We start from the raw sequence: 1,630 nt of genomic DNA, 5'->3' as shown, positions 1-1,630 counted from the left end.
ATGTTTTATTTAGTGAACAAGCAGGTATGAGAGGGGATTAATATTAGAATAAATTTATGAAGGAAGTTAAATGATATTAATGTTAAATATAGGGAATGCATTTTGTGAATGTCATCTATTTGTATTGAACTTATGTGATTATCATGTGGAAGAATAATTGGTAATTTTTACATTGATGAAAAGGCTTGAGCTTCACACTATGTTAAGCCTTACATTATTGGAGACATGAACAGGAGGTTGCAAAATGAAAAAAGTAGTAAAGTTTTGTTTAATAGCTACATTATCTACAACGATTATTAGTGGGTGTTCTTTTGAAGGGGGTAATGAAAATGCAAAAGGGAAAGAGAGTGAAAAGGTAGAGGTACAGAAAAACGCTGGAAAATATACGATGCCGGATGAAAAAGATAAACATGAAGGTACATGGCTACAATGGCCACATGAATACACATATGGTCAAGAGTATAAGCAGGAAGTTGAACCTATTTGGATTAAGATGGCAAGTGCTTTAACTGAGGGTGAAAAAGTCCACATTGTTGCATATGATGAGGAGGAGAAAGAGCGAATCAATAAGCTTTTAATAGATAAAGGGCTGAATATGGATAAAGTTGATTTCTTTATCGCTCCTACTGATGATGTGTGGGCAAGGGATAGTGGTCCGATTTTTGTTTATGACAATAATAAAAATCTAAAAATATTAGATCCAGCATTTAATGGTTGGGGGAAGAAAACTCCTTATAAAAATGATGCCCGTGTACGTGAGAATGTTAGTAAACAATTAGGGATTGAAAGAATTGATTGGGGGAAATTCGTCCTTGAAGGTGGCGCAATTGAATTAGACAGCAATGGGACTGCTTTATTAACACGAAGCGCAGTAACGAATAAAAATAGAAATCCTGATTTATCAGAAGAGGAAATTGAAAAATATATAAGTGACCTTGGGGTGACAAACTTTATTTGGTTAGATGGAGTGCCTAATTTAGATATTACTGATTTTCATATTGATGGATTTGCTAAATTCCATGATAAATCTACCATTGTAACGATGAAAGAAGATGACTTGGCTGAATGGGGCTTGTCAAACAAAGATATGGATAAATTGTTAGATGCAAAAAATGCTTCAGGACAGAAATATAAGTATGAATACTTACCGCTTAGTAAAGATAAAGTTACTTTAGAAGGTGGAAAAACTCTCGATTATAAAGGATCGTATATCAATTATTATATTGGAAATAAAGTTGTATTGGTGCCTAACTATAATGATCCAAATGATAAAATCGCAAACGATACGATTCAGAAGTTATACCCAGATCGCAAAGTAGTGGGAATTGACGTGAGAGAACTTTATAAAAATGGCGGCATGATTCATTGTGTTACACAGCAACAACCGATTCAATTGAAGTAATCGATTTATAGTTTCGTTATGTTGCTTTATAGACAAAATAGGTGAAATACTATCTTTACTTATTTTGTCTTGTTTTAACATCTGTAATAAGAAATAAATGTATAATTTTAATGTAATGATAATCAAATATAATTATATTGTCATGATTGTTTTATATGGAAAAGGAGAAAAATATTTGTGTTGAAGAATTTTAAAATAGTATTTTCGTTTTTCCCTATCGTTCTACAG

At 32.1% G+C, this 1,630-nt stretch carries 1 protein-coding gene; it reads left to right on the top strand.

The genetic code is table 11. From position 1 onward, the window contains the following. The first annotated feature begins 244 nt into the window (after nt 1-244). The gene (locus AB3X48_RS21950) at nt 245-1,402 is read left to right on the top strand and encodes an agmatine deiminase family protein (RefSeq protein ID WP_016105595.1); all 1,158 of its coding nucleotides are present in this window, start codon (nt 245-247) and stop codon (nt 1,400-1,402) included. Nucleotides 1,403-1,630: the final 228 nt, after the last annotated feature.

It is taken from the genome of Bacillus sp. S4, assembly GCF_040838205.1.
GTDB lineage: Bacteria > Bacillota > Bacilli > Bacillales > Bacillaceae_G > Bacillus_A > Bacillus_A cereus_U.
This window is presented reverse-complemented; position numbering and strand designations above follow the sequence as displayed.